This window comes from Rummeliibacillus sp. JY-2-4R (assembly GCF_053847205.1).
In genome coordinates this window covers 3,718,085-3,741,546 of the sequence record NZ_CM132623.1, presented here as the reverse complement: position 1 = coordinate 3,741,546, position 23,462 = coordinate 3,718,085, and the positions used below count along the sequence as shown (strand labels likewise).

The window sequence follows — 23,462 nt, the reverse complement described above, 5'->3', positions numbered from 1 at the left end:
TCTAATTGAATTATTGAGCAGGGTTAGCTTCGATATCGATGTTGATTTTGATATCATCGCCAACTAATACGCCACCAGTTTCAAGTGCTGCATTCCATGTTAAGCCAAATTCTTTACGGTTGATTTTAGCTTTACCTTCAAATGCTACAACTTCAACGCCCCATGGGTTAGTACCTGTACCAGTGTATTCAACATCAAAAGTTACTGGTTTAGTTACGTCTTTGATTGTGAAGTCACCTGTTACTTTGTATTCGTTTGATCCTTTAGATTTGATATCAGTTGCAACGAAAGTCATTTTAGGAAATTTTTCAGCTTCAAAGAAGTCACCTGATTTTAAGTGGTTGTCACGATCAGCGTTGTTTGTGTTTACGCTTTGTACATCAATTTCAAATTTAATAGAAGCTGTTGTTAAATCTTCAGGGTTTGCATCAATTTCAGCAGTGAATGAATCAAAGTTTCCTCTTACTTTTGCAATCATCATATGTTTAACTTCAAATCCTAGGTTTGAGTGAGCTACGTCTACATTATATTTTGTCATTTTAAATTTCCTCCTAAACATTGTTTGTTTTGCTATATTTAGCATAATACATTATTATCTCGAAATCAAGAGATATTAATTAAAGATAATAATAAGTTTTGTAAATCAAATGTTAAGAACTGTAAAAATCATTCCGTTTTTGTTAGGGTCTTTCACCATTATTTTGCCTTCAAATTCTTCAAAAGATACACAGTATGCTATTAAATTCTGTTTTAATTTATTTAATTCTTCAATTGAAGAAAGATTTAATGAGTAATTAATCAGACCACTAGCAATACTAGGGGCTAATGGTGCACCTATTCCACTCCATACATTTGTAGCAATATGATGGTGATAGCCGCCTGCTGACATGAAGTAAGCAGAATTCATAAAGTTGGTTTTTAAATCCAAACCAAGTGCTTCTAAATAGAATTTCTTTAACTCTTCGTTTAGATCAGAAACTGTTAGATGCATATGGCCTAAAATTGTTCCCTTTGGAAAACCTACCCATTCACGTTCTGGATCATATAATGACATGATGCCGTTAATATCAACAGGTAATGTATCGGTATCAATGCTACCGTCATCATTGATGTTCCATTCGTTTCGTGGTAAATCGCGATAAATCTCAATACCATTTCCTTCAGGATCCGTTAAATAGAATGCTTCTGAGTACAAGTGATTGCCTGCACCACTAAACGGCGCTTGTATTTTCATCAGATTGCCTACCATATAGGCAAGATCTTCACGACTTGGTACTAGGATTGCGAAGTGGAAAAGACCAGTCGTACGTGGAGGTCTTGGTACCACATCACTATCAGCTGTCAATATAAGAATTGGTTCAGAACTGCCTGCGCCAAAGATGACTTCATCAGGTGATTCGTTTAATAGGTTGAAACCCAATGCTTGATAAAACTTTTTTTGAGCTTCTAACGATTGTACACGTAATTGTACATATCCTAATTGCATATTGGGATCTAATTTATATGTCAAAGTAGTATCTCCTTTGAAAAAAATATTTAACTTACTTTTCGTAACTTACTATAGAACAGTAAATTAATTACGTCAAGTAATTAAGTTACGGAGTTTTACTTTTTGTTCAATTGTGATTACAATGTAGTTTGTAGAGGTGAAAAAAATGAAGGAAACAACACTTTGTCCACGATTATCAAAAGCAATGGATTTAATCGGTAAACGTTGGGTTGGCCTTATATTATATGAATTATTAGAAGGTCATAAACGATTTAATGAAATCGAATCAGCACTTCCGATTAGTGGTCGTTTACTGTCAGAAAGATTAAAGGAACTAGAAAAAGAAGGCCTTGTAGAACGTAAAGTGTATTCAGAAGTACCAGTTCGTGTAGAATATAGTCTTACAGATATGGGAATAAGCTTAAAAGACGCAATAGATGCCATTGAAATATGGTCCAAAAGATGGCTTTAAATGAATTTTGCTTGTAAAAAAGGCATTGTGTATTCATACTTAATGAAGGAAAAGAAAGTATGAAAGGAATGGGCTTTCCATTATGAAAGAACAATGGATTAAAGATTTGTCTACTATTATAAATCAACAAGATCTTAAAATAGATGAACCACTTAAAAACTATACAATGACAATGCTTGGAGGCAAGGCAGATTTATTTGTTATGCCTTCTAACGAAGCTGAAGCATCTGAAGTTGTAAAATATGCACATCAAAACAATGTACCAATCTTTTTACTTGGAAATGGCTCGAATATGGTAATCCGAGATGGCGGTATTCGTGGCATTGTTTTAAATCTTTCAAAATTAGATGAAATCCGTATTGAAGGAACAACAGTATATGCACAAGCAGGAGCGCTTATAAAAGATGTCTCAAAAGCGGCTGCAGCAAATTCCTTAACTGGACTTGAATTTTCTTGTGGTATACCTGGGTCTATCGGTGGTGCGATGGCCATGAATGCTGGTGCTTATGGCGGTGAGATTAAAGATGTTATCGTCAGTTGTAAAGTATTAACACAAGAAGGCGAAATTGTAGATCTTTCAAAAGAACAATTAGAACTTGGTTATCGTAAAAGTATTATTGCTCAAAATGGATATTACGCTTTATCTTCTATTTTTGAGTTGAAAAGAGGCGACCAAGCAACAATTGATGAGACAATATTAGATTTAACCTTCAAGCGTGAATCTAAACAGCCACTTGAATATCCATCAGCAGGAAGCGTATTCAAACGCCCACCAGGTTACTTTGCTGGTAAGTTAATCCAGGATAGTGGCATGCAAGGTAAAGGTGTCGGTGGTGCAGAGGTTTCTACAAAGCATGCAGGTTTTATCATAAACAAGGGTAATGCCACTGCGACGGATTATATTGATACCATTCATATGGTACAAAAAGCTGTAAAAGAGAAGTTTGGTGTAGATCTTGAAACTGAAGTGAAAATTGTTGGGGAAGACTTATCATCTGACAATAACTAACTTATAGTAGTGATGAATAACGAACGCCTTTCGTTTATGCGGAAGGCGTATTTTTTACATAGGGAGATATAGTAATGAAATTTATATCGTGGAATGTAAATGGCATTCGAGCTTGTTTGAAGAAAGGGTTTATGGATTATTTCAATGATATGGCTGCAGATTTCTTTAGTATTCAAGAAACGAAATGTCAAATAGGACAAGTAGAGTTAGACTTACCCGGCTACTATCAATTTTGGAATTATGCAGAACGAAAAGGGTATTCTGGTACAGCTATATTCACAAAACACGAGCCGCTCTCTGTTAAATATGGTGTGGGCGAAGATGATGTACAAGAAGAAGGTCGCATTATTACATTAGAATATGCGGACTTTTATTTAGTAAACGTCTACACACCAAATTCAAAACGTGATTTAACACGACTAGAATATCGAGTGATTTGGGAAGATGAACTACGTGCTTATTTAAAATCACTTGACGAAAAGAAACCAGTTATTTATTGTGGTGATTTAAATGTTGCAAATGAAGAAATCGATTTGAAAAACCCTAAGGCTAATATCGGAAACTCTGGTTTTACAGATGAGGAAAGAGGAAGGATGAAACGGTTATTAAATTCAGGCTTTACTGATTCCTTCCGTTATTTATATCCAGATGTAACAGATCGCTACACGTGGTGGTCTTATATGAACAAAGTAAGAGAACGAAATATTGGTTGGCGTATTGATTACTTTGTCTTGTCTAACCGTTTACAAGAAAAAATCGCAAAAGCTGAAATTCACGACAGCGTATTAGGCAGTGACCATTGTCCAATAATGCTAGAGCTTTCAACAGGTTGTTGATAAAAATGAAGTGAAGTCAGCTACACCTTTTTCATAGGTGAACTGAAAGTATCATGAAACCATAATCGATGTTAAAATAACACACGATAAGAACTACTATAAAAGCAAAATGAGTTGAAGGTGCATAAGGTGTTAAAAAATTTTGTAGCAGTGATACTAGGTGGAATTGTTGGTACTTTTATGCGTTATGGTGTCATAATGAGCGCACAGGCGGAGTGGGCGCTGTGGATAGAAAATGGAATAGGTAGTTTTGCTATGGGGTTATTCAATGGATTATTCACACGTTTTCCACATTATTCAGGCTGGAAGTTATTTTTGACTACTGGCATGCTTGGTGCATTCACTACATTTTCTACATTTTCAGCAAGCTGGTTTCGATTGATGCAAGTAAATGTAGTAATGGCAATTTGTTATGCACTTATGATGACCGTGTTATGTGTTGCACTTGCATCGTTTGGCTTTTTACTGGCTGCACCTAAAAAGAAAGTGGGTGAGAGGTCATGATATGGCTGATACTTGCGATTGGTGGAGGATTGGGAGCTGCTGCGAGATATGCCGTTGTGCTTTGGATGGAACATAAAGAACAGCCATATTATGTGGCAACATTTATTGTGAATAGTGTAGGTTCATTGCTTATGGGATTTGCTCTGCATATTGCCATAGCGCATCAGTTATCCACAGCTTTTTTTGCCACAGGCTTTTTAGGTGCATTTACGACATTTTCCACATTCGCATTCGATACGGTGAAATTGATACAAAAACAGGATTACAGAGGAGTCTTTTTATATCCAGTTTTAACACTATTTGCTGGAATAATCCTTTGTACACTAGGATATCAATTATAAAAAGATTGGCTTCCTTTAGCCAATCTTTTTTACTAATCTAATTTTGCTTTCTCGATTACTCGATTCTTTCGACCAACTGTTGTTTCTGCATGTAACATTGATTGATAAACTGACTCTTCTGTTGCTTCAATGGTCGCTTGGAAAAGATCATTCATCAGCTTTGAATCATCTCGTACAAAAGCTATTGCTTCACCGATTTGTGAATCTGACTGATGAGGAATCGTATAGGCTGTTGAAAAAGCAATGATAATATCGCCACTACCATTATGAATATGTGTTCCTGTGCGTCCGAGACCAATGGCGGCTCTCTTTGCCATGCGTTTTAGCTGACGATCATTTACAGGTGCATCAGTTGCAACAACAATAATGACTGAGCCATCTGGTTTTTCAATTGGCAATGATTCAAAAAAGCTTGCAAATTTGCATTCTCCTTTATTACCAAAATTCGTTAATGATAATACACCAACTGTAAAGCAATCATGTTCTCGCTCTACGATACGAGAAGAAGATCCAATGCCACCTTTCTGTCCATAGCAAATCATTCCTTTGCCAGCACCCACTGCACCTTGATCAAATGGTGCATGTTTAGCATTATGTATAGCAGAAATGGCATGTTCCGGTTTCACAGCACGTAATCTCATACTATTTAGATGACTATCATTACATTCACCTACGACAATATTAAGTGAGCTAGTTGATTCTCCAATACTTGGATTTTGCTCAAGCATATATTCCAAAGTCCCGTCTAATACAGCCGCTACACTAAAAGTATTTGTCAGCATAAGTGGCGACTCCATTACACCCAATTCTTCAACTTGTACAAGTCCAACAGTCTTTCCAAAACCATTCAGTACAAAGCTAGCTACAGGAACCTTTTGCTCAAAAAGATTACCACCATGAGGCAAAATTGCTGTTACACCTGTACAAATTGTATCCTCATCATTTAGCTTTTTGTACAGTGTCACATGACCAACCTGCACATCTGAAACATCAGTAATCAAATTCCATTTTCCCTTTTGCATGACATCACCTCTATGGATCATTTTACTCTATTTAATCATAGGTATAATTTCTTTTGAAAATCAAAATAAGAATTTTTCTATTGTCCACCAAAATACCCTTAATCTTAGAATAGAGACAATAAATAAAGGATTGAGTACAATATAATAAGTACGCATTCTTTCTTTACTAATCGAAAAACATTAGCAATAATGCTTTAAAATATTATGTTTTCATTAGTATATAATATAAGCACTATGATTCGGGAGTTGGAAAATGTGAAATTAATAGAATGGACGATGGAAGAACAAGAACAATTGATAGAATTTATGACAACAAACGTATGGCCCTATCATGTAAATTCACATCCTGCTAGAAATATTGTGGAAAAAACAATTGATGAGGGTGGCTATGAATCAGATGAAGCTAAAACATTTTGGCTTGTGAGCGATGATGATCAAAAAATTGGCATGGTAAAAATTTATGATTTACAAGATGACATTCCACTGTTTGATCTGCGTATAGCTGAAAAGTGGAGAGGACTTGGCTTTGGTACGAAAGCTTTAAAATTGGTAATTGAATATGTTTTTTCATTACCAGACAATAAAATTCGATTAGAAGGTCATACTAGACAAGATAATATTGCAATGCGTAAGACTTTTGAAAATGCAGGATTTGTAAAAGAAGCTCATTTACGACAAGCTTGGTATGTTCCAAAGGAAAATGCTTATTATGATGCAGTTACTTATGGTATTACGCGGCAAGATTATTTTGAAGGAAAGACAACCCCTGTTAGCTGGGATGATGAAGTGAAAATCGAGGAAATCGATTATAAAGCAACTTGGGATTTCCCAAGCTCAATTGATTCAGAAAGACTAATTATTAGAATGCCGTTAATGGAAGATGTGGATGCTGTTTGGGACGCAATTGTCCATTCAGCGGGATCTCTAAAGCCATTTATGAGTTGGGCACAAACATTACCCAAAAAAGAAGAAACAAGAGAAAATATACGTCAAGCAATGGGCGATTTTATCACAAGAAAAGATTTACGATTGCATGTATTTCTGAAGGATAGTGGAGAATTCGTTGGTTCCACAGGATTACATAATATCGATTGGACGATTCCCAAATTTGAAATTGGCTATTGGATCGATGCTCGTCATGAAGGAAAAGGCTATATAACAGAAGCGGTTCAAAGGATTTCACAGTTTGCTTTTGAAATATTAGGAGCAAAACGTCTAGAAATCCGTTGTGATAGTGATAATATAAGAAGTCGAGCAGTTGCAAATAGAACAAATTTTGAATTAGAGGGTATATTAAAGCAAGATAGTCGAACAGCTGACGGTCAGGCGCTCCGTGATACTTGTATTTATGCTAAAATTCAATAACACAAAAAACGTTAAATGCATTAATCGTAAGGTTGTTTCATCCCCGCTAAATTATGAATTAAATAATACGGTTTTGGACTACAGGTTACGTTTTAAGGCAACTTGTAGTAAACTAATTAGATAGGATATCGAAAGAGAGGGAATTGAGATGCCGACACCGAGTATGGAAGATCACATCGAACAAATCTACTTATTAATTAACCAGAAGGGTTATGCACGTGTATCGGACATCGCAGAAGCATTGTCAGTTCTTCCTTCCTCTGTTACCAAAATGGTTCAAAAGCTTGATAAAGATGGTTATTTAATATACGAACGCTATAGAGGGTTAACTTTAACGCCAAAAGGCTTAAAGTTAGGGGAGCGATTAGTAAAAAGACATAGCTTGTTAGAACAGTTTTTAAGACTGATTGGTGTAGATGAAGAACGAATTTACAATGATGTTGAAGGAATCGAACATCATTTAAGTTGGAATTCCATTGAATGTATTGCTGACCTTATACAGGTATTAGAAGAAAACCCTGAATTTATTCACAAATTGGAAGAGTTAAAAGAACCTCATTCATCCAAGTGAATAATTCATGTCATATGAAAGGAGTTAAGAATATGGCAGATTTACAATCAGGTGATGTTGTAAACTTAGTAGTAAAAGAAATACAAGAATCAAAGTATATTTTAACAAACGATAATGTTGATATTCCTCTTAATGCTTCTGAAGTAACAGAGCCATTAAATATTAACCAAAAGGTTGAAGTGTTTTTATATGCAGATAGACGAGGAAATCTAGCAGCAACGACCGCAATACCACATATCCGTAAAGACGAATATGGCTGGGCTAAAGTCTTGCATGTCAAAGATCGCGAAGGTGCTTATGTGGATATCGGGACTTCAAGAGAAGTATTAGTCCCTGCTGAGGATCTACCAAAATTAAAACCACTTTGGCCAGAACCAGGACATCATTTATATATCACATTACGTACAGATCGTGAAGGTGGCTTGTTTGGCCGATTAATCACAGAAGAGAAAGTGTTGGAAATGTATGAGGATGCAGATCCAGAACTATTCAATAAGAATATCCTGGCTCGACCATACCGTTTGTTACCAGTAGGGACATTCTTACTTGGTGTAGACGCACCTTATCGAGTTTTTGTTCATGAGTCAGAAAGAAAAGCAGAACCTCGACTAGGCTCAGACGTCAACGTCCGAGTGATTGAAATAAAAGAAGATGGTACCATTAATGCTTCAATGCTTCCACGTGTATTTGAACGTTTATCTGATGATGCCGAACAAATCTTCCAATACCTCGAAGAAGTTGGTGGTAAAATGCCATTTGGCGATAAATCATCACCAGAGGAGATTAAAGAAATGTTCCATATGAGTAAAGGTGCATTCAAACGTGCATTAGGTACATTGATGAAGGCAAATCGCGTTATACAAGAAGATGGATGGACAATTATTAAATAAAAAATTTAAAGAGCAAAAGGAGAAAGTTTTTATGCTTTCAGAAACTTTTTGCTCTTTTTATCGTATTATTAGGGAAGATGATTTACTAAAAGTCCCAAATCTTTTGCAAAAAAGCAGCTTATACTGCGCAAATAAAATGACAAAAGATTCAAGGAGGAAATAGGATTGAAAAAACAAATTTTTGCAGTGTTAACAGCTATGTGCTTAACAACAGCTGTGGTAGCACCTATAACAAGTTATGCAAGTACCACTTCATCGCAAACTTCAAATGATGTCGTAAATGAAAAATTAGGAGATCCAATAGTAGTTTTCGGTGGGAGTTTATCAGAAAGTGAAAAAGCAAGCGTAAAAAATAGTCTAGGAATTTCAAATGATACTACTGTAAAAGAAATCACCATTACGGGTGCTGATATTGCAAAATATATTGAAAATGGAAACTCAAGCGCACGGCTATATTCATCTGCTAAAATTACACCAAAAGATAAGGGTGCAGGTTTAGTCATCAATATTGTGACACCTGAAAATATTACAGAAGTAACAGCTGATATGTATTCAAATGCCATGCTTACTGCAGGTATTGAAGATGCAACTGTTGAAGTAGCAGCCCCTAAAAAAGTAACAGGACATTCTGCTTTAGCTGGGATTTATAAAGCATATGAAGTAACAACAGGTAAGACATTAGACAAAAACCGTACAGATGTAGCAAACCAAGAGCTATCTGTTGCAACTGATATTGCTCAAAATTCAGGTGTAGACAATGAAAAAGTCGGCGAACTTTTAACAGAAATTAAAAAGCAAATTGCTGAACAAAAACCAGCTACAAAAGAAGATGTGCAAAAAATTGTAGATGAACAACTAAAAAAATTAGAAATTAATTTAAGTGATAAAGACCGACAATTGCTAATCGATTTAATGAACAAAATTAGCAAACTAGATATTGACTTTAGTAAATGGTCAACACAATTGGATGATTTAAGTGGTAATATCAAAGGTCAACTAACTAAGATTAACGAAGACATTAAGAGTGATACAGGTTTCTGGGCAAGCGTAAAAGCCTTCTTCCAAAAAATAATCGATGGGATTAGTAGCATCTTTGGCTAATAGCTGTTTAAAAAATTCTTATATGGCAAATGCTATATAAGAATTTTTTTATATGAATCATCTTCAAAAAAATATAAACATTAAATGAGTCATTGTTAAATATCATTATTAGTAGGATAGGGTTTAGAATTAAGGTATGGGGTATGGCTAATAATACGTAAGTAAAAGACTCGTGATCTTACAAATAGTAGGGTGCTTTAGAGTCTTGGTATTTTCCTACTCTTTTTTAGCAGGATTAATTTGTCTTACGCTAGAATTTAATTACATGGAGGTGCAATAAATGGAATTCCAATTAAGTAAAAGAGAAGATGGCGAATTTGCATTCGAGAGCAGAAATAATGGTAAAGTAATCGCCGAGATTATTTGGACACAATTAGGCGATATAATGGTCATCGATCATACATTTGTTGATACATCATTACGTGGCCAAGGCGTAGCTAAACAATTACTAGATCGGGCAGCAAATTATGCGCGAGAAAACCACTATAAGATTAGTCCTGTATGTTCATATGTAGTAAAAGCCTTTAAAACGTCAAATAGCTATGACGATGTAAAAGCATAAGTATAAAATCCATTCAATTAAGAAAAAAGCTGACTTCTTCGTATTAACATCGCCTAGAAGTCAGCTTTCATTTTAGAGCATAGTATAGGTTGAAAAAAAGTGAAACTTTTATAGAAGGAACACGTATAGTAATTTATAAGTAAAAATATAGAGGTGATTTAGTGAAAAGGACAGTAGAAGTCGTTTTTGGAATTATTGGTTCACTTTTCAATGTAATTGCAATTGCGTTTTTGGGCATAATGCTAGCAGGTATGAGCCAATTAAAAAATAATACACAAATTCAGGATGAGTTGGTTACCCAATTTGAAAATGAATTTTCAAAAGATCCGCAATTCCAGGAAGTAGATGTTCAATCTTTTTCTGATAGTATGATGTCTGTGATTAACAGTTTTGGACCTCTGGGTTGGTTTATTAACATCTGCTTTATTATTAGTTTTGTTTTAGGAATTATTGCTATGGTGTCAGTTGTAAGGGCAAAAGAAAAGAAAGCTAATTTTGCTGGTGCAATGTTTATCGTGGCCGGCGTGTTAGCAGGCATTTTATCGCCAACTTCCATCATCTATTATATTGCTGCTATTATCTGTTTCGTACGTAAACCTAAAATTGTAGAGTTAACTGAAACTGATTCCACGTATATCGAGCAAGCCTAAAACTATAAAGGGAGTTTTCTCAAATAGCCATTTATCAAAGGTTATTGGAAAGCTCCTTTCTTTTATGATAAAAAATAATAATTTCGTATGAAAATGTGTAATTTCTAAAAAATGGGGTATAGTTATTTTAGAACGATAAAACGGGAGGAAATGATAATATGGCAAAAAAATCATTAGTTATTGCAGGTCTTGCTGCAGGTGCATATGCTTATTTTCGTAAAAAGGAAAATCGTGATAAAGCATTAGATGCATTTAATAGCACGAAAGACAAGGTAAGTGATTTTATAGAAAAGAACTTTTCTAATTCATCAGTAAATGTTGCGGCAGATTCATTTAAGACAACATATGCGGATGGTAATACAAATGAACAGATGACATATAACGATGATGATACGAAAATGATCAACGAAGGTTCTGCGACTGCTATTCAATATGAAAGCGCAGAACAACATGAAGCTTTAAATGGTGTAAAACCACCTAGTACAATTAACTAATCATTTTAAATTCGAAAAAGACTCAAAAGCCAGAGGGCTTTTGAGTCTTTTTTATAGCGTTCTTTATTGTCTCTTAGTTTTCTTCAGGAAGCATTGTTCCGTATTTTGCTAAGTTTGTGTGGAATAATAGTGCTTTTTCTAGAACGTGAGGAGTTTGACCTCCAAGTTCTTTTGCTTCTTCAAAATAAGAACGTAGAACTGGTTTATACTTAGGATGTGCACAGTTTTCAATAATTAGTTCTGCACGTTCTCGAGGAGCTAATCCACGTAAATCTGCAATACCTTGTTCCGTTACAACTACGTCAACATCATGTTCAGTGTGGTCGATGTGTGAAGCAAATGGAACAACTGATGAAATTTTACCATCTTTTGCATATGATTTTGTAATGAAAATGGAAATACGTGAAGCACGAGCGAAATCGCCAGAACCACCGATACCATTCATCATTTTTGTACCAGACACATGAGTTGAGTTCACGTTTCCATAGATATCAAATTCAAGAGCTGTATTCATAGCAATTAAGCCCATACGGCGGATTACTTCAGGATTGTTTGAAATTTCTTGTGGACGTAATACTAATTTGTCAGCATATTTTTCTAAATTATTATATACTTTTTCCATTTTTTCTTCAGATAAAGTTGTTGAGCAACCTGAAGCAAATTTAACTTTTCCTGCATCGATTAAATCAAATACAGCATCTTGTAGTACTTCAGAGAAAACTTCAAGGTCTTTAAATTCAGAATTAACCATACCGCCAAGTACAGCATTCGCTACAGAACCAACGCCAGATTGAAGTGGAGCAAGTTTTTCTGTTAAACGACCTTCTTTAATTTCGTTACGCAAGAAGTCCAAAATGTAATCAGCAATTTGTTGAGTTTCATCATCGATTGGCGTGATTGACGATGGTGAATCTTCTTGATTTGTAATTACAACAGCTACTACTTTTTCAAGATCTAATGAGATACCAATTGTACCAATTCGATCAGAAGCTTTAGTAAGTGGGATTGGACCACGTTCGCCTTGAGCTTCAGGGATGTAGATATCATGGATCCCTTCAAGTGCCGGATAAGCAGCAAGGTTTAATTCGATAATAACTTTATCTGCTTTTTGTACAAAGATGGGTGAGTTACCAACAGAAGTTGTTGGGATTAACATACCATCTTCTGTAATAGCAGTTGCTTCAATTACAGCCACGTCAATGCCTTTAATAGCGCCTTGGCGTAGGTATTCAGATGTTACAGATAAATGTTGATCAACGAAGTATAAATCACCTTTGTTAATGTGGCTTCGCATTGTGCGATCCAATTGGAAAGGTAATCGTTTTCTGATGATTCCAGCATCTGACATCAATTTGTCAAGATCTGAACCAAGAGATGCACCAGTATAAATATCAACTTTAAAATCTTCTTGTTCTGAACGTTTTACTAATGCCATAGGAATAGCTTTTGCATCACCAGAGCGAGTAAATCCGCTTAGTCCTAGTGTCATACCATCTTTAATGAATAGTGCAGCTTCGTCAGCTGTCATTACTTTTTTTGCAAGTTCTTGATTGCGAAGTCTATCTTCTACTTGAACTAAAGTCACGATAATCTTCCTTTCTATATTAACGTAAAATTTCAATATCTATTATTGTGTGAAAAGTTTCTGTATAGTAACAATTTAATGATAGTTATATAACTGGGTTATATACTATCACAAAATTGTCACAATTTGTTTGCAACCGCATGAAAGGCCTTAAATGATGAATCAGACAGAAATTTAGTGAGCTAAAGAGAAAAGGAGCTGCCCATTGGGCAGCTCCTTTATAATATTCACAGAAATATCTTCTAAAAACCTAAAGAACGACGGAAGTAACTTGCATAACGTTGACTAACAGGAATACGTGTTCCATCCTTCATAATTAATAGGAATGTAGAGTGGGAATCTGGCTGAATTTCTTCGATATAATCAATATTCACGATATACGAACGGTGGCAACGGATAAATGTATCGGGTGATAAGAATAGTTCAAGATCACTTAAATTTAATCGGTGATATCCTTCTTTTTTCATTGTCTTGACAAACGTTTTACGAAGCTGTGTTTCTAAGTAGATAACTTCATTGTGTTTTACTGGGTACCAGCAGTCGTCAATTTTAATAGTGATGTAATTAGTTAAGAAAGGAGAAGGCTTTTGCGGGAATACTGCTGTAATAGCACCTTTTGATTCCCCTTCTTCCATTAATGGAATACTCATTCCATAGTAAGGAATTCCAAATACGTCAGGTTCAATGATAGAATTTATTTTTTGCCCATAGTCAAGCGCTTTTTGAGTTGCAGAACCTGCTGGAATGTCGTCACCAGGTTTTATCTTCAAGTCGATTTTCTTACTTGGTTGATAATATAAATATTTTTCTGTATCTGAAATAACAATTGAAGTGTTATCTGGAAAGAATTCCTTAATAACATCTATCAATTCCTCGATTGATCGTGGATCCATTAATTCCTACCTCATTTCTTTCCAATCTTATAAGTTCTTCACAATATTCTACTATAAATAAATGAATAAATTAAGTATGAATAAATAAAGCATAGGTATACATTAAAATATCATCATACATAAGTGTGAGAAATTTTATCTATATAATACTATAATTTGATGCAGTCTAAAAATAAAGGGAAATTTCCTGATTTACTCATCATATCATTTAATACACTGCTAGTGTCATCATCTTTTTTAGTAAAAATAATCTTCCATTTCTCCATCGATGTTCTATCTATTTACCCTTTTTGCATTTTATATTTCTTTTAATAAGGTTATTTTTCCAATTGTATTTTTGATGAGGATAATGTCCCATTAGGATTTTACGTAATTTTTCTTCAAAGTTGGTTAATAAAACTATTTTCATATTACCATTTTCGTTATATAGTAAGAATAATGTAACATAAAAGTGTGTAACTTTATAGAAAGATGGGGAGTTTATGCTAGAACAACAATATTCCATTTCTGAAGCAATCTCTAAAAGATATTTCCAGGAAATTGAGACGTTGAATGACTACGAGGGGATAGAAAGGTTCTTCGATATTGAAGCTCAATTATTAAGGGAAGTTTATCAATTAGAAGCGAAAGATGCGAAAGTTTCTCTGCATCAATTACTTGATATTATTTCTGTTCGAACTGGAAAAAACTTTTTTAAAGCAATCAGGCATTATTTTGTAATCTTATCTTCAGTAGTTACAAGAAAATTAATAGAAAATCAGGCACCCACTAAAAAGGCATTTGCTTTTAATACTGCATGTATTGATATGATTGATGAGAGGCTAAATGATGCGGAATTTTACCAATTCGCTGACGATTTAATAGAGTTTTATATTTATGTCATCTCTGAAAGAAAGCAACCTTCGTATAAGCATCAAACCGTAAACAAAGTGATTATGTATATTGATGATGAAGTTGAGACAGATTTGTCGGTAGAAGATATTGCAATGTACTTTTCTATAAGTACTAGCCACTTGTCTCGAATTTTTAAAGAACATGTAGGTATTACATTAGTTGAATACTTAAATGTTCGTAGAGTAGAAGAATCTCAATATTATTTACGACATACGAACAAAAGTATATCTGATATTTCTGAACAATTTCATTTTTGTAATCAAAGCTACTATACTCGTATTTTCAAAAAATATGTTAGAGTAACGCCAAAGCACTTTAGGGATAAACCAGATCACCCTTATTTCCGTTTCCAACTACCGGATAGACTTTTATAAAAATAATTACATATATTTTTTGACCTTGCATAACTTTGATTTGATAAGTATCCTCTAAATAATGTATACTTCCTATAGCTTTAGAAATTGTAGGTGAAAATATTGAAGAAGAAACTTTGGTTAATCTCAATGCTTGGTTTAGCACCCTTCGTGCTAGCAGGTTGTAATGCAGTAAAAAACCAACAAGGCTTTTTTTATAGTACTTTCGTAAAACCAATGAGATTTCTGTTAGATTTCTTCAGTGATCATGTATTTAACGGTAGTTATGGATTAGCGATTATCCTAATCACTGTACTTATTCGTTTAATATTGATGCCATTCATGCTTAAAAATTATAAAAATCAACAGGGCATGAAAGAGAAAATGGATAAATTGAAGCCAGAAATGGACGAAATCCAACAGAAATTAAAAGCAGCAAAAACAAAAGAAGAACAAACGGCTTTACAACAAGAAATGATGGGCTTGTACAAAAAGCATAACGTCAATCCTTTAAATATGGGCTGTCTTCCTGTAATTATTCAAATGCCAATTATCATGGGTTTGTACTATGCGATCTTGTACTCTAGCGAAGTAAAAGCACATCACTTCCTATGGTACGAGCTTGGTAAACCGGATATTGTTATGACACTTATTGCAGGTGTTGTTTATTTCGTTCAAGCACAAGTATCATTATGGACAGTTCCAGAACAACAAAAAAGTCAAATGAAAATGATGATGTACATCTCACCAATCATGATTATGTTCATCTCATTCTCTAGTATGGCAGCATTACCGCTTTACTGGTCAGTTAGTGGTGCGATTTTAATTTTCCAAACATATCTTGGTCGTAAATTCTATTCACAACATCCGGAAAAAGTAGCAAAAGAAGTTGCAAAAGTTCAGGATGAAGATCGGAAACTTACACCAGCAGAAAAACAAGCTGCTAAGTCAGCTAAAAAGAAATCAAAAAAATAGTAAAAGTAAAAATCGGGGCGTGTGCTGTCCCGATTTTTTCATGCCAATTATAGAACACAAGTAATTAGGAGGAAATACATTGAACACAAAAGTAGTGTCAGGTGTACTTGTTGCAATTACAAGTATATTAGCTGTCATCTTTGTCATTAAACAAAACTTTAACCTTGCCGTATTATTCATAACTCTTATGTTTACGATTACCAACACATTCCGTGCAAAGGATATGGCGAGACAAGGCTATCAAAAAGAAGCGAAATGGATGAAAGGTGTAGCTTATTTCTTCGGGATTGCGACTCTAGTTGAATTAATCATTATTATCTTTTAACATAAAAACGGTATCAATGCATCTTGTTGTATGATACCGTTTTTACGTATAGTAAAGAGAAAATAATTTAATGGGATTATTTTTGAGCATGAATCGGTTTATAATATGATTTGTTCAAAAGTTTAATAGAGGTGTCCACAAAGTGAATAAAAAAAACAATTTAAAATTCCCAACTGCTCTAGCTTCCATAATCGCTCTTTCAGGTAGTCTACTAGTAGGTTGTGGTGATCAAAAAACAGAAAGCGAGCCTACTCAAAATGAGCAAAAAGCGGTTTCGCATGATACAACTGCAACAAAAGCCATTAAAAGAGAACCTAAAGTAGATGCAGGGGGATACATTGTAGGTCAAAAACTTCCAAAGAAAGCAACATATATTCAAGGCATATTAGTAGTAAGTAAAAAGTATCCATTACCAGCAGATTTTGCTCCTGGTGGGGATAGAGAAGCTCGAGATGCATTTGATGAATTAAATGCTGCAGCGTTATTAGACGGCTTTCAATTTAATGCTTTTAGCACATATCGATCTTATGACCGTCAAGTAGGGTTATATGATGCCTATGTAAAGAGAGACGGTAAAGAAGCCGCTGATACTTATAGTGCTCGCCCAGGATATTCTGAACATCAATCAGGTTTAGCGTTTGATATTGGTGAAGTTGGAAACGAAGAAGACTTTGCAGACAACAAATTTGGAGATACAGAAGCGGGTAAGTGGATTGCAAAAAACGCTCACAAATTTGGATTCATTATGCGTTATCCAAAAGGAAAAGAAGCCGTAACAGGATATATGCATGAATCTTGGCATTTCCGCTACGTAGGCAAAAAAATCGCTACAGAAATATACAACAAAAACGAAACATTGGAAGAATACTTAGGGATAAAATACTAAGGTTTAAATCAAAGACTATAGAAAAAAGGGGCAAATCAATAATTGATTTGCCCCTTTTTTTAGTTGAAATGATTAATTAGAAAAATAGCTATGCTCCAACTAGTGTGGATTTCTATAATATAGGTGAAAGCAATCTAGAGATAGATTCTTTCATTTTAATAATGCGAGAACGATTTGCATATAATTCCGGTGTAAGTTCGGTCGATAACAGTATATCTTCTTCAAACAATTCAGCAAGTTGGTGTGATGTCTCACGATGATAGATAAACGCATTTACTTCAAAGTTGAGTTTAAAACTACGAAAATCGATATTTGCAGTCCCAACAGTAGAAGCTTCATCATCAATCACAATCATTTTCGTATGCAAAAACCCATTCTCATAAATGTAAATTTTCGCTCCTGCTTTAAGTAATTGTCCAACATAAGAATAGGTTGCCCAGTAAACAAACATATGATCTGGCTTATTGGGAATCATTATTCGAACATCGATGCCTGACAAACAAGCAATTCGTACAGCATCCATAAAACTATCGTCTGGAATAAAATACGGTGTTTGTATATAGATATACTTTTTAGCCATACCGATTAATTTTAAATAACCATTTTTAATTTGTTCCCACTCAGAATCTGGACCACTTGATACGATTTGAATACTGACTTCACCTTTACGAGCAATGGTAGGAAAATAGTGATCGGCATACTCAATATCCTTTGTATTAGAAGCTTGGTTCCAATCAAGCAGAAATCGTGTTTGCATTGGATGAACTGAACTACCTTCAAGGCGTAAATGTGTATCACGCCAATATCCGAACCGTTTTTTTAATCCGAGATATTCGTCGCCGACATTAAATCCTCCAATATAACCAATTCGACCATCAATGATGACAAGCTTTCGGTGATTACGGTAATTCATACGGGGGTTAATTAGTGGAAGAATCGAAGGAAAGAATACTTCAACTTCTCCACCAGATTCAATTAGTTCTTTGAAATGTCTTTTATGAACTCCTCTCGAACCCATTTCATCATATAATAAACGAACCTGTACACCTTGTTTTGCCTTTTTTATTAATGATTGCAATATCCGGGTTCCGAGATTATCGAGTCTGAAAATGTAGTATTGAATATGGATATGGTGTTTTGCAGATTCAATATCTTTAATTAGTCTTTTGAATTTATCTTTGCCATCATTAAAAATTGTGACGTCATTATCTTGAGTCAGCACTGCATGATTGGTTATTAAATTCATGTGAATTAAATCTTCGTAAAGCATTGCGTCATTTAATCGATATTCGAAAGTGCCATCTCGGATTGCTTCTAATTGATAATCGATTAATTTATCAATCCCGATTTTTTTTCGTCCTTCCCATCGGAAGAGATGTCTTTTTCGTAGCTGCCTGCCTAATAATAAGTACAATACGAATCCTGCAACGGGTAAAAAGAATAATACAAGAATCCAAGCCCATGTTGAAGATGGATCTTTTCTTTCTAAGAATATAATAATGGCAGCAAGGAAAATATTTAAAATCAAAGTGGTGGAAACAAGTATAGATGTAAAAGCAGCAGTATCCATTTCTTCACCTACTTCCGTAATCTATCCATAAGTATAACTTAAATAACAACTATTAAGAAAGTATTAGAAGCTCATCATAAATTCACAGGAATTTAACTTTTACGTAAAACCTACTTGACCCATAGGAATAATTAATATAGTGTATGAATAGTACTTATTGTACAATAATTAAACAAATTTTAAGGAGGAGTAAAAATTGAATACATTTTTGATTGTTCTCAATGTAGTAATTCTTTTATTGCTCATTGGTTTACTTATATCTATGCATAAAAAACATGTTTCCTTTTCAAAGCGTGTATTTACTGGTTTAGGATTAGGAATAGTATTTGGTTTAATATTACATTTCACATATGGTCCAACCTCAGAAGTTGTACTAAAGTCTGTAGATTGGTTTAGCATCGCAGGTTCAGGTTATGTGAAACTTTTACAGATGGTTGCAATGCCGTTAGTATTTATCTCAATTATTTCTGCTTTTACAAAGATAGTAGCTGGTAAAAACTTTGGTAAAATGGCAGCACTTATTCTTATTATATTAGTAGGTACTACAGCAATAGCGGCTTCAGTTGGGGTTGCATCGGCACTAGGCTTCCACTTAGATGCAACTCAACTTGTTCAAGGTGATGCAGAACAAGCGAGAGGTCAAGAAATTGTTCAAAAAACAGAAGACATGGGCGATAAAACAATGCCGCAACAAATTTTAGATTTATTACCTGCTAATCCATTTTTGGATTTAACGGGAGCACGTTCTTCTTCAACAATTGCGGTAGTTATCTTTGCGGCGTTTTTAGGTTTCGGTTATTTAGCAGTAAAACGCAAAGATGCAAAAACTGCCGATTTGATTAAAACAGGCATTGATGCAATTTATGCACTTGTCATGCAAGTTGTTAAAATTGTATTACGTTTAACTCCATTTGGTATCTTAGCGATCATGACATCAACTATTGCTACTTCAGATTTTGGTGCCATTTATAATATGGGGAAATTTGTGATTGCTTCATATATAGCATTGGCAATTATGTTTATCATCCATATGATTATTATTGCATTAACAGGTATGAGCCCCATCACATATATTAAAAAGGCTATTCCAGCATTAATGTTTGCCTTTACGTCACGTTCATCTGCAGGTACATTGCCTCTTAATATCCAAACGCAAACAAAGCGTTTAGGGGTATCTGAAGGGATAGCTAACTTTTCTGGGTCTTTTGGTATATCAATCGGTCAAAATGGTTGTGCAGGAGTATATCCAGCCATGCTAGCAATTATGATTGCTCCAAGTGTAGGGATTAATCCATTTGATCCAGGATTTATTGCAACATTAATTCTTGTTGTAGCGATCAGCTCATTTGGTGTTGCAGGTGTTGGTGGTGGCGCTACTTTTGCAGCAATCATTGTACTTTCAGCTATGAATCTACCAGTTGCTTTAGCAGGTGTACTCATCTCTGTTGAACCTTTAATCGATATGGGACGTACAGCGCTTAATGTAAATGATTCGATGGTTGCAGGTGTTACAACTGCACGAATTACAGGAGAATTAGATAAAGAGGTTTATAACTCTAAAGAAGTTCAAGATTTAGCAGAAGCTTAATCTATATATATGTAAATCCCCGTTCCTATAGGCGAAAAGGAACGGGGATTTTTTATAATTAAAATTTAGAAAGATGAACAATCTTCTTTACTCTTTATTTCTTTAAACAACGAATTTATTTTGACTCGCGTAATGTTTTTTTACTTGCATTAAATAGTACAAGTATAAGAATACTTAACAATGCTAGTGCGCCTGAAATTTCATAAACAAAGTTGGATTCTATTGTTAAGATCCATGTGAAGAATAATGGGCCAAGAATACGTCCCATATTATCCATAGAATATGAAAGACCAGCTGCAGTTCCAAATTGTCCTCCTGATTCCTTAGAGGAGAGGGAAGTATTTAATGTTCGAGCCAATGCATTTCCTGCTGTGAAGACGCAAAGTGCAAGGCCTGCAAACCATAAGCTGTGTGTGAATGGGAACATTAATAAGCCTATTGCGGTGACCACTTGAGCACCTACTAACCATTTTGTTTCTGCACCATCTTTAATATGCCGAACAAGTCCACCTTGCACCATGAAATCTACAAATCCACTAAAAAGGAATAGAGATCCTAATTGTGTAGCAGTGATATTGATCTTCTCCATTTGGAATAACTGCAGAGTAGATTCTACACCAGCTAGCAAAAAGGTCACCATAAAGGAAAATAAGAATAAGTAACGGACACGGTATGTTACTAATGTAGAAGCTCCTTTTGGGATGATCGAGCGTTTCGAAGATTCTACATGGCGAGTTGGTTCTTTTAACACAATACCCGCGTAAATCATTAAAAAGAAAATTAAAATTGATGAAACTGTAAATGGTGTACTTAAAGAAATCTTTCCAAGTAAACCACCTAAAGCAGGTCCAAAGATAAAGCCAAGGCCAATTGACATGCCCATAAAGCCCATATACTTATTGCGATTTTCCTCTGTAGACATATCACCTATGAATCCAGTAACTGCAGTATATAAAGCTCCTGAGAATAATCCTCCGATAATGCGGGAAAGATAAAGCATTGTTAATGATGTCATGAATAATGAAATCATTAAAAAGCTAGCACTAAATCCGAGAAGCCCTATTAAGATTAGTTTTTTGCGGCCCATTTTGTCACTTAACATTCCCCAGAAAGGAGCTGTGAAGAAACTAGCCAAAGAGTAAATGGTTAACAATCCACCAACATGCATCTTAGCAAACCCTTGTTGAACAATTACTTCTGGCAAAATAGGAATAATTAAGCCAAATCCTAAGTAAACAAAAAATTGCACTGACATTAGCAAGATGATTGATTTTTTCATATAGACCCTGCTTTCTATATACAGATATAATCTAATACAGTTTACCTTTGGAAAAAGAATAACATACCTAAAATTGTGGTAAACATATACAATAGTATAAAACTTAAGGTAGTTGAATGCTAAAATTTTAATTTCTATGAAACATTATGTAGTCAAGTTTATTTAATTATTGAGGAAGTACTTAAAATTTATTTTCCCCCTGATAAATGCTGAACTTTTTCTCACTTGATGTATGTATTCTCTCAATAATGAGACTTTTATTCGAAGAATTTGTATAGTGCTATAATAAAGTGGAATAATAAAGGAGGTCTTCGTAACGATGGATATTACAACAATCGCTACTATTAAAACAAATGAAGGTACAGAATCCGTTTTAGATTTGAATATTCCTGTACTAATTGATTTGGTGCCTGCACGTAAATTTAAAGTAATTCAAGAATTAGAATTACTTGGCCATACTGATGTTGCAGTTGATTCTGTTAATATGGATGTATATAAAGCGACAAGTACCCTAAATGGTGAAAAACAACATACAACAGTTAAATTTGGTTTTGCATTACGTAGTGGAGATCGTCTTTTCGGCTTAACTGAATTGCATGGAATTGTTAAAAAATAAACGAAAAAGGGGACATGCAACAATTGCGATGTCCTCTTGTTTTATAAATAGTAAGTTTTTATTTCACGTCATATCCTTGTTCTTCAATAGCATTACTGATAGCATCTATTTTTACTTTAGAAGCGTCATATGTGACGTCTACTAATCCCTTTTCTAAACTTACGTCTACTAATTCAATACCGTCTAATTCTCCGACACCTTCAGTGACAGCTTTTACACAATGTCCACAAGACATGCCTTCTACTTTTAGTTGTACTTTTTCAGTCATAGTTAACCTCTCCTTATTTCTTCATTAGTTTTTGTATAGTAATGACTAGTTCATCTAAAACAGCATCATCACCCTCTGCTAATCGATCTCTGACACATCCCTTTAAATGACCATTAAGTAAAACTTTCGCTACACTATTTAAAGCAGATTGGGTGGCAGACAATTGAGTAATGATATCATCGCAATATACATCTTTTTCAACCATCCCTTTAATCCCACGAATTTGTCCTTCAATTCGATTTAATCGAGTAGTTAAATCTTTTTTTACATTCTCGGGGTGATGACTTTTTCGAACAGAATTATGCTTACATTCTTCATCCATAGACCTCGCCTCCTGTTTATAACATAACATACTGTATAGGGGTATGTGAAGCGTTTGATATATGTATAGAAATTGAATAAATTTATTTAGAAAAAACTCCTATGAACTTAGATGAAAAAGTTCTATTGGTAAAAAATCATTAATAAAAATGGAGTTGTAAGACCTTCGTGTATATAGTATGATAATAATCCATAATATTTATTTAACAATATTGAAAAATTTAGAGCGCGAAAAAATGTTATGATAATAAGGGATACATAGTGGCTTATTTGGTTATTATTTAATAGTAGCAGCAACTTTTTTATTTGTTGTTGCGTTATATAAAATACATGAGACATAAAGAGGTGGAAAGGTATGTCAAGAGAAGTAGATGTAACAAAAATAATTGCGAATTTATCAAAACTTGGCGTTAAGGCAACGACTACTAAGTCACGCTTAGAATTACTAAAAGCACTAGCACCACCAAAATCATCTCCACAAACTCAAAACTAATTTAGTTGTAGAAATTTAACTTCGGCAAGCTTGTCGAAGTTTTTACTAGATAAGAAGAAACAGCCATAAAAGAGATTTTAATCACTCTCTTTTATGGCTGTTTTTAAATA

28 protein-coding genes are annotated in these 23,462 nt (G+C 34.5%); 19 read left to right on the top strand and 9 right to left on the bottom strand.

The window, feature by feature from the left end; genetic code table 11:
• Positions 1-10: 10 nt before the first annotated feature.
• Positions 11-538, bottom strand: a complete 528-nt coding sequence (locus ACWV26_RS18365) for a YceI family protein (RefSeq protein ID WP_455896108.1) — start codon at positions 536-538, stop codon at positions 11-13.
• Between the two features lie 105 nt (positions 539-643).
• The gene (locus ACWV26_RS18360) at positions 644-1,510 is read right to left on the bottom strand and encodes a VOC family protein (protein ID WP_455896107.1); all 867 of its coding nucleotides are present in this window, start codon (positions 1,508-1,510) and stop codon (positions 644-646) included.
• Positions 1,511-1,655: 145 nt separating this feature from the next.
• Here ACWV26_RS18360 and ACWV26_RS18355 point away from each other — a divergent pair, with 145 nt between their 5' ends.
• The 5 genes from ACWV26_RS18355 to ACWV26_RS18335 all read left to right on the top strand — a co-directional run bounded on the left by ACWV26_RS18355 (position 1,656) and on the right by ACWV26_RS18335 (position 4,651).
• Positions 1,656-1,961 carry a winged helix-turn-helix transcriptional regulator gene (locus ACWV26_RS18355; protein WP_455896106.1) on the top strand — a complete coding sequence of 102 codons (306 nt, stop codon included), beginning with the start codon at positions 1,656-1,658 and terminating at the stop codon, positions 1,959-1,961.
• A gap of 79 nt (positions 1,962-2,040) precedes the next feature.
• Positions 2,041-2,970 (top strand): UDP-N-acetylmuramate dehydrogenase, encoded by a 930-nt coding sequence (gene murB / locus ACWV26_RS18350; protein WP_455898299.1) that lies wholly within the window; start codon positions 2,041-2,043, stop codon positions 2,968-2,970.
• Between the two features lie 74 nt (positions 2,971-3,044).
• On the top strand, positions 3,045-3,806 hold the full coding sequence (locus tag ACWV26_RS18345; RefSeq protein ID WP_455896105.1) for an exodeoxyribonuclease III: 762 nt from the start codon (positions 3,045-3,047) through the stop codon (positions 3,804-3,806).
• A 129-nt stretch (positions 3,807-3,935) separates the two neighbouring features.
• The gene (locus tag ACWV26_RS18340) at positions 3,936-4,310 is read left to right on the top strand and encodes a fluoride efflux transporter FluC (RefSeq protein WP_455896104.1); all 375 of its coding nucleotides are present in this window, start codon (positions 3,936-3,938) and stop codon (positions 4,308-4,310) included.
• Entirely contained in the window at positions 4,307-4,651 is a 345-nt protein-coding gene (locus ACWV26_RS18335; RefSeq protein WP_455896103.1) for a fluoride efflux transporter FluC, read from the top strand. The genes ACWV26_RS18340 and ACWV26_RS18335 overlap by 4 nt, the downstream gene beginning before the upstream one ends.
• Positions 4,652-4,683: 32 nt before the next feature.
• Here the strand turns inward: ACWV26_RS18335 and ACWV26_RS18330 are convergent, their stop codons facing one another.
• On the bottom strand, positions 4,684-5,673 hold the full coding sequence (locus tag ACWV26_RS18330; protein ID WP_455896102.1) for a P1 family peptidase: 990 nt from the start codon (positions 5,671-5,673) through the stop codon (positions 4,684-4,686).
• A gap of 255 nt (positions 5,674-5,928) precedes the next feature.
• Between ACWV26_RS18330 and ACWV26_RS18325 the strand changes: the two genes are divergently transcribed.
• The 7 genes from ACWV26_RS18325 (at position 5,929) to ACWV26_RS18295 (ending at position 11,306) form a co-directional block, all read left to right on the top strand.
• Positions 5,929-7,038, top strand: a complete 1,110-nt coding sequence (locus ACWV26_RS18325) for a GNAT family N-acetyltransferase (protein WP_455896101.1) — start codon at positions 5,929-5,931, stop codon at positions 7,036-7,038.
• 148 nt (positions 7,039-7,186) lie between these two features.
• Positions 7,187-7,609 carry a transcriptional regulator MntR gene (gene mntR / locus ACWV26_RS18320; RefSeq protein WP_455896100.1) on the top strand — a complete coding sequence of 141 codons (423 nt, stop codon included), beginning with the start codon at positions 7,187-7,189 and terminating at the stop codon, positions 7,607-7,609.
• 32 nt (positions 7,610-7,641) lie between these two features.
• Positions 7,642-8,499, top strand: coding sequence for a CvfB family protein (locus ACWV26_RS18315; protein WP_455896099.1), 858 nt, complete (start codon positions 7,642-7,644; stop codon positions 8,497-8,499).
• 165 nt (positions 8,500-8,664) lie between these two features.
• A complete protein-coding gene (locus ACWV26_RS18310) occupies positions 8,665-9,600 on the top strand; it encodes a DUF1002 domain-containing protein (RefSeq protein WP_455896098.1) in 936 nt (311 codons plus the stop codon).
• A 280-nt stretch (positions 9,601-9,880) separates the two neighbouring features.
• Positions 9,881-10,162 carry a GNAT family N-acetyltransferase gene (locus tag ACWV26_RS18305; protein ID WP_455896097.1) on the top strand — a complete coding sequence of 94 codons (282 nt, stop codon included), beginning with the start codon at positions 9,881-9,883 and terminating at the stop codon, positions 10,160-10,162.
• Positions 10,163-10,323: 161 nt separating this feature from the next.
• Entirely contained in the window at positions 10,324-10,812 is a 489-nt protein-coding gene (locus tag ACWV26_RS18300) for a DUF4064 domain-containing protein (RefSeq protein ID WP_455896096.1), read from the top strand.
• Between the two features lie 158 nt (positions 10,813-10,970).
• Entirely contained in the window at positions 10,971-11,306 is a 336-nt protein-coding gene (locus tag ACWV26_RS18295) for a hypothetical protein (RefSeq protein ID WP_455896095.1), read from the top strand.
• Between the two features lie 73 nt (positions 11,307-11,379).
• Here ACWV26_RS18295 and ACWV26_RS18290 read toward each other — a convergent pair whose 3' ends face one another.
• Complete coding sequence (locus tag ACWV26_RS18290) at positions 11,380-12,891, bottom strand: acetyl-CoA hydrolase/transferase family protein (protein ID WP_455896094.1); 1,512 nt, start codon at positions 12,889-12,891, stop codon at positions 11,380-11,382.
• Between the two features lie 242 nt (positions 12,892-13,133).
• Positions 13,134-13,784 (bottom strand): LytTR family DNA-binding domain-containing protein, encoded by a 651-nt coding sequence (locus tag ACWV26_RS18285; protein WP_455896093.1) that lies wholly within the window; start codon positions 13,782-13,784, stop codon positions 13,134-13,136.
• 482 nt (positions 13,785-14,266) lie between these two features.
• Here ACWV26_RS18285 and ACWV26_RS18280 point away from each other — a divergent pair, with 482 nt between their 5' ends.
• The 4 genes from ACWV26_RS18280 to ACWV26_RS18265 all read left to right on the top strand — a co-directional run bounded on the left by ACWV26_RS18280 (position 14,267) and on the right by ACWV26_RS18265 (position 17,217).
• Positions 14,267-15,052, top strand: coding sequence for a helix-turn-helix transcriptional regulator (locus ACWV26_RS18280; RefSeq protein ID WP_455896092.1), 786 nt, complete (start codon positions 14,267-14,269; stop codon positions 15,050-15,052).
• Positions 15,053-15,181: 129 nt separating this feature from the next.
• The gene (gene yidC / locus ACWV26_RS18275) at positions 15,182-16,006 is read left to right on the top strand and encodes a membrane protein insertase YidC (protein ID WP_455898298.1); all 825 of its coding nucleotides are present in this window, start codon (positions 15,182-15,184) and stop codon (positions 16,004-16,006) included.
• Between the two features lie 79 nt (positions 16,007-16,085).
• Positions 16,086-16,331, top strand: coding sequence for a hypothetical protein (locus ACWV26_RS18270; protein WP_455896091.1), 246 nt, complete (start codon positions 16,086-16,088; stop codon positions 16,329-16,331).
• A 142-nt stretch (positions 16,332-16,473) separates the two neighbouring features.
• Positions 16,474-17,217, top strand: a complete 744-nt coding sequence (locus ACWV26_RS18265) for a M15 family metallopeptidase (protein WP_455896090.1) — start codon at positions 16,474-16,476, stop codon at positions 17,215-17,217.
• A 112-nt stretch (positions 17,218-17,329) separates the two neighbouring features.
• Here ACWV26_RS18265 and cls read toward each other — a convergent pair whose 3' ends face one another.
• A complete protein-coding gene (cls, locus tag ACWV26_RS18260; RefSeq protein ID WP_455896089.1) occupies positions 17,330-18,787 on the bottom strand; it encodes a cardiolipin synthase in 1,458 nt (485 codons plus the stop codon).
• 196 nt (positions 18,788-18,983) lie between these two features.
• Here cls and ACWV26_RS18255 point away from each other — a divergent pair, with 196 nt between their 5' ends.
• On the top strand, positions 18,984-20,375 hold the full coding sequence (locus tag ACWV26_RS18255; protein ID WP_455896088.1) for an L-cystine transporter: 1,392 nt from the start codon (positions 18,984-18,986) through the stop codon (positions 20,373-20,375).
• Positions 20,376-20,490: 115 nt separating this feature from the next.
• On the opposite strand, the gene ACWV26_RS18250 is transcribed toward ACWV26_RS18255, so the two are convergent.
• Positions 20,491-21,654, bottom strand: a complete 1,164-nt coding sequence (locus ACWV26_RS18250) for an MFS transporter (RefSeq protein ID WP_455896087.1) — start codon at positions 21,652-21,654, stop codon at positions 20,491-20,493.
• Positions 21,655-21,973: 319 nt separating this feature from the next.
• On the opposite strand from ACWV26_RS18250, the gene ACWV26_RS18245 reads away from it, so the two are divergent.
• Positions 21,974-22,270: a hypothetical protein gene (locus ACWV26_RS18245; RefSeq protein WP_455896086.1), complete on the top strand. Its 297-nt coding sequence runs from the start codon at positions 21,974-21,976 to the stop codon at positions 22,268-22,270.
• 58 nt (positions 22,271-22,328) lie between these two features.
• Here ACWV26_RS18245 and copZ read toward each other — a convergent pair whose 3' ends face one another.
• Together copZ and ACWV26_RS18235 are read right to left on the bottom strand one after the other, a co-directional pair.
• Complete coding sequence (gene copZ / locus ACWV26_RS18240) at positions 22,329-22,538, bottom strand: copper chaperone CopZ (protein ID WP_455896085.1); 210 nt, start codon at positions 22,536-22,538, stop codon at positions 22,329-22,331.
• A 13-nt stretch (positions 22,539-22,551) separates the two neighbouring features.
• Positions 22,552-22,860 carry a metal-sensing transcriptional repressor gene (locus ACWV26_RS18235; RefSeq protein ID WP_455896084.1) on the bottom strand — a complete coding sequence of 103 codons (309 nt, stop codon included), beginning with the start codon at positions 22,858-22,860 and terminating at the stop codon, positions 22,552-22,554.
• Positions 22,861-23,214: 354 nt separating this feature from the next.
• Between ACWV26_RS18235 and ACWV26_RS18230 the strand changes: the two genes are divergently transcribed.
• Complete coding sequence (locus tag ACWV26_RS18230) at positions 23,215-23,352, top strand: Lmo0850 family protein (RefSeq protein ID WP_455896083.1); 138 nt, start codon at positions 23,215-23,217, stop codon at positions 23,350-23,352.
• The last annotated feature ends 110 nt before the right edge of the window (positions 23,353-23,462 follow it).

Coding starts and splice junctions, on each gene's coding strand:
- ACWV26_RS18305 (WP_455896097.1), top strand. CDS start 9,881: ATGGAATTCCAATTAAGTAAAAGAGAAGATGGCGAATTTGCATTCGAG.
- ACWV26_RS18365 (WP_455896108.1), bottom strand. CDS start 538: ATGACAAAATATAATGTAGACGTAGCTCACTCAAACCTAGGATTTGAA.
- mntR (WP_455896100.1), top strand. CDS start 7,187: ATGCCGACACCGAGTATGGAAGATCACATCGAACAAATCTACTTATTA.
- ACWV26_RS18335 (WP_455896103.1), top strand. CDS start 4,307: ATGATATGGCTGATACTTGCGATTGGTGGAGGATTGGGAGCTGCTGCG.
- ACWV26_RS18355 (WP_455896106.1), top strand. CDS start 1,656: ATGAAGGAAACAACACTTTGTCCACGATTATCAAAAGCAATGGATTTA.
- ACWV26_RS18330 (WP_455896102.1), bottom strand. CDS start 5,673: ATGCAAAAGGGAAAATGGAATTTGATTACTGATGTTTCAGATGTGCAG.
- cls (WP_455896089.1), bottom strand. CDS start 18,787: ATGGATACTGCTGCTTTTACATCTATACTTGTTTCCACCACTTTGATT.
- ACWV26_RS18235 (WP_455896084.1), bottom strand. CDS start 22,860: ATGGATGAAGAATGTAAGCATAATTCTGTTCGAAAAAGTCATCACCCC.
- ACWV26_RS18285 (WP_455896093.1), bottom strand. CDS start 13,784: ATGGATCCACGATCAATCGAGGAATTGATAGATGTTATTAAGGAATTC.
- ACWV26_RS18295 (WP_455896095.1), top strand. CDS start 10,971: ATGGCAAAAAAATCATTAGTTATTGCAGGTCTTGCTGCAGGTGCATAT.
- ACWV26_RS18230 (WP_455896083.1), top strand. CDS start 23,215: ATGTCAAGAGAAGTAGATGTAACAAAAATAATTGCGAATTTATCAAAA.
- yidC (WP_455898298.1), top strand. CDS start 15,182: ATGCTTGGTTTAGCACCCTTCGTGCTAGCAGGTTGTAATGCAGTAAAA.
- ACWV26_RS18315 (WP_455896099.1), top strand. CDS start 7,642: ATGGCAGATTTACAATCAGGTGATGTTGTAAACTTAGTAGTAAAAGAA.
- ACWV26_RS18250 (WP_455896087.1), bottom strand. CDS start 21,654: ATGAAAAAATCAATCATCTTGCTAATGTCAGTGCAATTTTTTGTTTAC.
- ACWV26_RS18280 (WP_455896092.1), top strand. CDS start 14,267: ATGCTAGAACAACAATATTCCATTTCTGAAGCAATCTCTAAAAGATAT.
- copZ (WP_455896085.1), bottom strand. CDS start 22,538: ATGACTGAAAAAGTACAACTAAAAGTAGAAGGCATGTCTTGTGGACAT.
- ACWV26_RS18245 (WP_455896086.1), top strand. CDS start 21,974: ATGGATATTACAACAATCGCTACTATTAAAACAAATGAAGGTACAGAA.
- ACWV26_RS18345 (WP_455896105.1), top strand. CDS start 3,045: ATGAAATTTATATCGTGGAATGTAAATGGCATTCGAGCTTGTTTGAAG.